The sequence below is a fragment of the Kitasatospora sp. NPDC057512 genome (assembly GCF_042802135.1).
In the GTDB taxonomy this organism is placed as follows: Bacteria; Actinomycetota; Actinomycetes; order Streptomycetales; family Streptomycetaceae; genus Kitasatospora.
Genome location: NZ_JBHVET010000407.1, coordinates 1 through 7,519 on the forward strand (window position 1 = coordinate 1; position 7,519 = coordinate 7,519).

General features: G+C 74.3%; 6 protein-coding genes. All 6 read right to left on the reverse strand.

The window, feature by feature from the left end:
- Positions 1–46: 46 nt before the first annotated feature.
- Complete coding sequence (gene trxA, locus ACFU6K_RS24385; protein ID WP_049655857.1) at positions 47–373, reverse strand: thioredoxin; 327 nt, start codon at positions 371–373, stop codon at positions 47–49.
- Between the two features lie 130 nt (positions 374–503).
- Positions 504–1,469 (reverse strand): thioredoxin-disulfide reductase, encoded by a 966-nt coding sequence (gene trxB / locus ACFU6K_RS24390; protein WP_380666342.1) that lies wholly within the window; start codon positions 1,467–1,469, stop codon positions 504–506.
- 173 nt (positions 1,470–1,642) lie between these two features.
- Positions 1,643–2,644: a hypothetical protein gene (locus ACFU6K_RS24395; protein WP_380666344.1), complete on the reverse strand. Its 1,002-nt coding sequence runs from the start codon at positions 2,642–2,644 to the stop codon at positions 1,643–1,645.
- The gene (gene sigM / locus ACFU6K_RS24400; RefSeq protein ID WP_380666346.1) at positions 2,641–3,369 is read right to left on the reverse strand and encodes an RNA polymerase sigma factor SigM; all 729 of its coding nucleotides are present in this window, start codon (positions 3,367–3,369) and stop codon (positions 2,641–2,643) included. The genes ACFU6K_RS24395 and sigM overlap by 4 nt, the downstream gene beginning before the upstream one ends.
- 50 nt (positions 3,370–3,419) lie before the next feature.
- Positions 3,420–5,441, reverse strand: a complete 2,022-nt coding sequence (locus ACFU6K_RS24405; RefSeq protein ID WP_380666348.1) for a serine/threonine protein kinase — start codon at positions 5,439–5,441, stop codon at positions 3,420–3,422.
- A 303-nt stretch (positions 5,442–5,744) separates the two neighbouring features.
- Positions 5,745–7,519 (reverse strand): murein biosynthesis integral membrane protein MurJ (gene murJ, locus ACFU6K_RS24410; protein WP_380666349.1); only part of this gene is annotated, 1,775 nt, incomplete at its 5' end.

Sequence of the window (7,519 nt, forward strand, 5' to 3'; positions counted from 1 at the left end):
CCCCCCGAGGGGAGCCCCGCCTCCGCGCGGTCGACGACCGGAAGACCTAGATGAAGTCGGCCAGCTCGCGCAGCAGCGCGGCCTTCGGACGGGCACCGGTGATGGACTTCACCGGCTCGCCGCCCTGGTAGACGATCAGGGTCGGGATCGAGATGACGCCGTACTTGGCGGCGGTCGCCTGGTTGGCGTCCACGTCGAGCTTGGCGATGGTCAGCTTGTCGCCGTGCTCGGCCGCGATGTCCTCCAGGACCGGGGCGACCTGGCGGCACGGGCCGCACCAGGTGGCCCAGAAGTCGACCAGTACGGGCTTCTCGCTCTCCAGGACGTCCTTCTCGAACGTCGCGTCGGTGACTGTGGTGGTGGCGCCGGCCACGGGAACTCCTCGGGGGTTCGGACGGAGGGGGCTGCTGCCAGGAGAACAACGGGTGGGCCCGTTCTGTTTCTGCCCGGCCGGGGCGGGGGTGTTTCACGTGGAACACCCCCGCGGGTGGAGCGGGAAGGGCTCAGACCGCGACGGCGGCGGCCTTGGCCTCCAGGTCGTCCAGCGCGGCCAGGTAGCGCTCGGCGTCCAGGGCGGAGGAGCAGCCGGTGCCGGCGGCGGTGATGGCCTGGCGGTAGGTGTGGTCGACGACGTCGCCGGCGCCGAACACACCCGGGATGTTGGTCCGGGTCGAGGGGGCGTCGACCTTGAGGTAGCCCTCGGCGTCGAGGTCCAGCTGGCCCTTGAAGAGCTCGGTGCGCGGGTCGTGGCCGATCGCGATGAACAGGCCGGTGACGGCCAGCTCGCGGGTCTCGCCGGTGGTGGTGTCGCGCAGGGTGACGCCGCTCAGCTTCGGGTCGCCGTGGATGGCCTCGACCGCGCTGTCCCACTCGAAGCGGATCTTCGGGTCGGCGAAGGCGCGCTCCTGCATCGCCTTGGAGGCGCGCAGGCTGTCCCGGCGGTGGATGATCGTGACGCTCCTGGCGAAGCGGGAGAGGAAGGTCGCCTCCTCCAGGGCGGTGTCGCCGCCGCCGACCACCGCGATGTCCTGGTCGCGGAAGAAGAAGCCGTCGCAGGTCGCGCACCAGGAGACGCCGCGGCCGGAGAGCTTGTCCTCGTTCGGCAGGCCGAGCTTGCGGTGCTGGGAGCCGGTGGTGACGATCACGGCGCGCGCCTTGTGCACGTTGCCCTCGGAGTCGGTGACGGTCTTGACGTCACCGGTGAGGTCGACCGCGACGATGTCGTCGGGGATCAGCTCGGCGCCGAACTTCTCGGCCTGGGCGCGCATGTTGTCCATCAGCTCGGGGCCCATGACGCCGTCCCGGAAGCCCGGGAAGTTCTCGACCTCGGTGGTGTTCATGAGCGCGCCACCGGCGGTGACGGCCCCCTCGAAGACCAGCGGCTTGAGGGAGGCACGGGCCGTGTAGAGCGCGGCCGTGTACCCGGCCGGGCCGGAACCGATGATGATCACGTTACGGACGTCGCTCACTGCTTCTCCTGGTTCGCATCGCGACCCGCGTTTGCTGCGGGGAGGGCGGTCCTGCTCCGCCGCCCGGGACAACGACTGACCAGTGTCTCGCATTCCCAGGCGGATCAGTACCAGGCGCCCGAAGTCCGGAAGCGGCGTGGCGGAGTTGGCGTGGATCGCATGGAAACCGCCGGTCAGTGGCTGGGAACGGCCTGGTGGAGGAGGATCGGGCCGCAGTCGGGGGAGCGCAGGTAGACGTCGACGAAACCGGGCCGGCCGGGCAGCGGGTAGACCAGGACGTCCACCGGGGCGCCGTGGTAGCCGCCGCGGTCGGTGGCCAGCGGGGTGCCGGAGGCGGGGGCCGGGCAGCCCGGCGCGGTGGAGGAAGCGGTGGGGGAGCCGGCGGGGGAGGGCGGGTCGGACTCCGGCCGGGCGCCGTCGGCGGGCAGGGCGCCCTCGGACATCGCGGGCCCGGTGGCCCGCAGCCCCGGGGCGTTCTCCGAGCGGGCCAGCAACTGCCGGACCTGGGTGGCGAGTTCGTCCTCGCGGTAGTCGGTGCCGGCGGCCGCGTGCGGGGCACGGGCGTCGTGGCTGTCGGCGGTGGCGGTCGGGGCGCCGCCCGCGCTGGCCGTCACCGTGCCGGACCGGTCGTCGGGGTGCAGCAGCAGCGCCCCGCCGAGTCCGAGGGCGGCCAGGGCGGCGGCCGTGCCGATCAGCAGGGCGAACCGCCGCCGCCGGGGGCGGCCGGGGCCGGTGGCCGGGCCGGACCGGCCGGCGGGACGCCCCGCAGGCCTGGAGGGCGGGGCGGAGGACGGCGTGAGGGGTGCCGTGGCGGTGCGTACGGGCCGGGTCGGGGCCTCGGGTCGACGGTCGGCCGCAGGGCCTTCCTGCGGCCGCTCGGCGGCCTCGCGGTCGCTACCGGCGGCCTCGGTGGCTTCGGCGACGGCCTCGGCGAGTGCCGCGTCCAGCCGGGCGGCGATGTCGGCCGGCATCGGCGGGGTCTCGACGTCGCCGAGCAGGGCCCGGACCTCGGCGAGCGCGTCGACGGTCTCCCGGCACTCGGCGCAGCCGTCCAGGTGCCGCCGCAGCGCGTCGACGGTGCCCGGGGAGTCGACCAGGCCCTCGGCGAGGTCGGCCAGCTGCTCGACCGGGGGGTGGTCGTCGGCGGGGTCGGGGAAGGAGGGATGGGCGTTCATCGGGTGCTCACGTCTCCTTCCAGCATCGTCCGACCGGTGCTCGGCCCCGTCCCTGCGCCGGTGCTCGGCCCCGTCCCTGTGACGGAGCCGGGGCGCTTCGGGTTCCCCGGGGCCTCCCGGCGCGGCGGGGCCGAGCCGGGGGCGGGCGGTGTTTCACGTGAAACATCCGGCTCGCGCAGGTGCCGGACCAGGGGGAGGAGCCGGGCCCGGCCGCGCGCGCAGCGGCTCTTCACGGTGCCCACCGGGACGCCCAGCAGTTCGGCGGCCTCGGCCACCGGGTAGCCCTGCATGTCGACCAGCACCAGGGCGGCCCGCTGCTCGGCGGGCAGTTCGGCGAGCGCCGCGGTCAGCTCCCGGTGCAGCTCGGCCCGGACCACCGGGGAGTCGGCCGGCTCGGCGGCGCCGACCAGGGTGTCCAGCCGCTGCGGGTCCTCGTCGAGCGGGGTGGTGCGCCGGGTGGCGCTGCGCCGGGCGCGGTCCAGGCAGGCGTTGACCACGATCCGGTGCAGCCAGGTGGTGACCGCCGAGCGGCCCTGGAAGCCGGCGGCGGCGCGGAAGGCGGACACCAGGGCGTCCTGGAGGGCGTCGGCGGCCTCCTCGCGGTCGCCCAGGGTGCGCAGGGCGACCGCCCAGAGCCGGTCGCGGTGGCGGTCCACCAGCAGCCCGAAGGCCGCCGGGTCGCCGGCGACGTGCCGGGCGAGCAGTGCCGCGTCGTCGTCCGCCACCGTGACCCCCTCTGCCGTCGTGCCGTCGTGCCGGGGCCGTCCGCCCCGGGTCAGCCGGAGACCTTGACCTCGGCGACGTGGCCCCGGTACCTGCCGTCGGGATCCTTCGTCAGGCCGGTCAGCCAGATCAAGAGGTACCGCGTGGTGGTCGGGGAGTCGAGGGTGTACTCGACATTGGTCCCGGTCTTCTTGCCCACGACGGTGAAGGCGTCCGGCTTGGCCTGCAGCGGGTTGCCGGCGGCGGCCGCGGTGGGCACCCGCAGCTCCGCGGACTGCTCACCGCCGGAGAACAGGACGCTCACCGAGGAGACCGGCTGCGGCGAGCCGAGGTCGATCAGCAGGCCGGTGCCGGACTTGAGGGCGGGCGGCTTGGGCCCGAGCTGGTCGACGTACCAGCCGGTGGTCCAGGAGGTGTTCGCGTCGTTGTCGATGGCCTTCCCGACGCTCTCGGTGCCCTCGGGCCCGTCGCCCAGCGGGTTGTACGACTGCGCCTCCTTGACGGCGACCGCCACAGGGTTGTGGGTGCTCGCCTGGGGGCTCGGCGCGGTGCTGCTGGCCGAGGTCAGCGGGGACGCGGTGGCCGAGCCGGTGTGGCGCAGGCTGTCGACGAACTGCCAGGAGGCGACGCCGATCGCGCCCAGCGCGACCGTCCACGCGGTGGCCTTGACCACCCGGCGCAGCCGCCGCCGGGTGCGGGTGCGCCGGGAGGGGGCCGGGCGGGAGGAGGCCGGCAGCGGGGCGACGGTGGTGTCGGCCACCCGGGTCGGGTTGGGCGCGGTGGGCAGCGCGTGGGTGTTGTGCCGGGGCGGGGCCGGGAAGGCGGGCAGCTCCGGCGCGGGCTGGCGGATCTTGGGCAGCTTGGCGATCGCCCGGACCAGTTCCTCCGGGGTGGTGATCGGCTGGGCGTGGTGCGGCGGCTGGTCGAACAGGGCCCGTGCGGCGAGCTCGGACAGGCCCTTGTGGACCCCGGCGCGGACCTGGTCCGGCGCGGCGTTCTGGAGGCCCTTGGGCAGGCCCTGGAGGTCGTAGCGGTCCTCCGGGTACGGCCAGCGGTGGGTGAGCGCGGCGAACAGCAGTGCGCCGATCGCGCGGGTGTCGGCCCGCTGGGCGTCCTCGGCGTCCTCGGCGGGCAGCCCGCGCAGGGCGGCGTCCACCGCGATGCCGTTGATCCGGTACTGGCCGCTGTCGGTGCGCAGCACGCAGCGCGGGGTGAGCCGGAGGTGGGCCTGGCCGCGCCGGTGGGCGGCCGCGACGGCGTCGGCGACCTGCCGGACCATCTGGTACGCCTCGTGCGGCTCCATCGGGCCGTTCGCGAGCAGCCTGGCCAGGTCGGAGGAGTGCGGCAGCCACTCCCGCACGACGTAGACCAGCTCGCCCTCGTGGACGGCGTCCAGGACCTGGACGAAGCGCGGGTCGCCGAGCAGGGCGGCGGACTTGGCCGCGGCCAGCACCTTGCGGGCCCGCTGGTGGCCGGAGGCCATCAGGTGGACGCCGACCGCCCGGCGCAGCTTCTCGTCGACGGCGCGCCAGCTGCTGAAGGTCTCGGTCTGGGAGATGCACTCCTCCAGCCGGTACCGGTGGCCGATCATGTCCCCGCTGCGGCGCTGCGGGGCGGGGAGGGTCCGCGGGAGGGTGGCGGTGTCGCGCGGGTCGACCGTGGGCTGCGGGTCGGTGGGGCGGCGCGCGGGGCGGGCGGGCTCGGGGGCGGGCTTCTTCCGGGGGGACCCGGCGGCCAGTTCGGCGCGCAGTTCCTGGACCGAGAGCGGGGCGGTGATCTCCGAGGTCTCCTCGCCGGCGGCGGGCTCCGGGCCCGCGGCCGGTGCGTCGTCGCGGTCCCGCTCCTTGCCCCGGTCCTTGTCCCCGCCCTGGTCGGTGTTCTCGTCCGCGTCGGGGCGCCCGGGGGCGGCGGCAGCGGTGGGGGCAGCGGGGGCGCCCTCGCGGGCGTCCGCGGAGGTGCTCTCGCCGGCGTCGTCCGAGCCCGCGAGCTCGTCGATCGCCGCGGCCAGCGCGGCCTCGTCCGTCGCCGCGTCAGCTGCTGACGTGTCGACGACCGCCTTGGTGCCATCAGCCACCGTGGTCCTGCCTCCCCTTGTGTCGCCGCGGCTTGAGAGAGTCGCTGGAGCCCTAGGGTCGGCGGCCCTGTGCTCCAGGACAATTGTGCCCACTCTTCTCCACCGGGTACGACCGCTGAGACGTCCGCTCGGTTGCATCCGGGTGGAGAGATGTGGTGCAGATCCGACACCTGGTCGCCATCCGGCGGTCGGGCGGACCCGAACCAACCGGTGGCCCAGCACTCGGCCGGACGAGCGGAGGAGCCTTCTGCTCCGGTTGACGCCCGGTCAGGGCGCCCGCTCGTCCGGCCGGTGGTCGGGCGGTCAGCGGCCCAGTCGGCCGCGCACCATGCCCAGCATGGAGTTCAGCTCCTCGATCCGCAGGCGCTTCGCGATGAGCACGAAGACCGCCAGTTGGAGGCCGCCGGCCACGACCAGGGCCGCCACGCTGCCCGGCCAGCCGCCGAGCACCTGCTGGACGCCCAGGCTGGCGCCGAGGCCGACCAGGGCGGCCGGGACGCAGGCGGCGGCCAGCCGGCTGTACGTCCGGCCGATCCGCTTGGTGTCCAGCCCGCCGATGCGCTTCTTCAGCTTCGGCATCGCGACCATCACCCCGATGGCGTAGGCCAGGCCGTAGCCGAAGGCGAGGCCGGTCACCGTCCACTCGGAGGGCAGCACCAGCCAGCACAGCAGCGCGAAGCCGGCCTGGCAGGCGGCGACCCAGACGGTGTTGTAGAACGGCGTCCGGGTGTCCTCGTAGGCGTAGAAGCCGCGCAGCATCACGTACTGGGCGGAGTACGGGATCAGGCCCAGCGCGAACGCGGAGAGCATCAGACCGACGTTGGTGGCGTCGGTCAGGACGGTGTCGTTGCCGCCGACCGCGTAGATCGCCCGGCCGACCACCGGGCCGAGCGACAGGAACAGGAAGGCCGCCGGGACGACCGCCACCGCGGTGGTGCGCAGACCGTACGAGATGTCGTCCCGCACGGCACCGGCGTCCTCGTCGGCCGCCGCCCGGGAGAGCCGGGGGAGCACCGCGCTCATGATCGAGACGGTGATCACGGCCTGCGGGAGCTGCCAGATCAGCAGCGCGTTGGAGAACGCGGCCAGGCCGACGCCGTTGTGGCCGGCCGCCGCCGCGGCGGCGCCCGCCTTGGTGGACAGCTGGGTGATCACCAGGTAGCCGGCCTGGTTGGCGAGCACGAAGAAGAACGTCCACTTGGCCAGCCGGGCGGCCTTGCCCAGGCCGTGGCCGCGCCAGTCGAAGCGGGGCCGGAAGCGGAACTCGGCGGCCCGCAGGTACGGGATCATCGCCAGCGACTGGACGGCAAGACCGATCAGGGTGCCGAGGCCGAGCAGCCGCACGCCCTCGGGGGAGATGCCCTCCGGGGTGACCTGGGTGGTGCCGAACCCGCCGTAGACCCAGATGTAGGCGGAGAAGGTGAAGATCACCACGATGTTGTTCAGGACCGGGGTCCACATCATCGCGCCGAAGCGGCCGCGGGCGTTGAGGATCTGGCCCATCACCACGTGGATGCCCATGAAGAAGATGGTCGGCAGGCAGTAGCGGGCCATCGCCACCGTGGTCTCGGCGCGCTCCGGGTTGGCCATCATCGGCTGGGCGATCAGCCGCACCAGCACCGGTGCCCCGAGCACCGCCAGGAAGACCACGCCGCCGAGCCCGACCATCACCAGGGTGAGCAGCCGGCTGGCGTACGCGGTGCCGCCGTCCTCGTCGTTCTTCATGCTGCGCACCAGCTGCGGCACGAAGACCGCGTTCAGCGCGCCGCCGCCGATCAGGATGTACAGCAGGGTCGGCAGGGTGTTCGCGGCGTTGTACGAGTCACCCATGATGCCGACGCCGATGGCCGCGGTGATCACCATGGTCCGGACGAAGCCGGTGCCGCGGGAGACCAGCGTGCCGGCCGCCATGATCGCGCTGGAGTTCAGCAGGCTCGCGACCTTGCCGCCGCCGGCCGCCTTGCCGGGCTCGGCGGCGGAGGCGGGCGCCTGCTCGGCGGCCCGCTCCTCGGCGGCGAGGTCCGCCAGCGGCTCGACCGCCGGGGGCACCGCGACGGCGGCCACCTGCATGGTGGCCC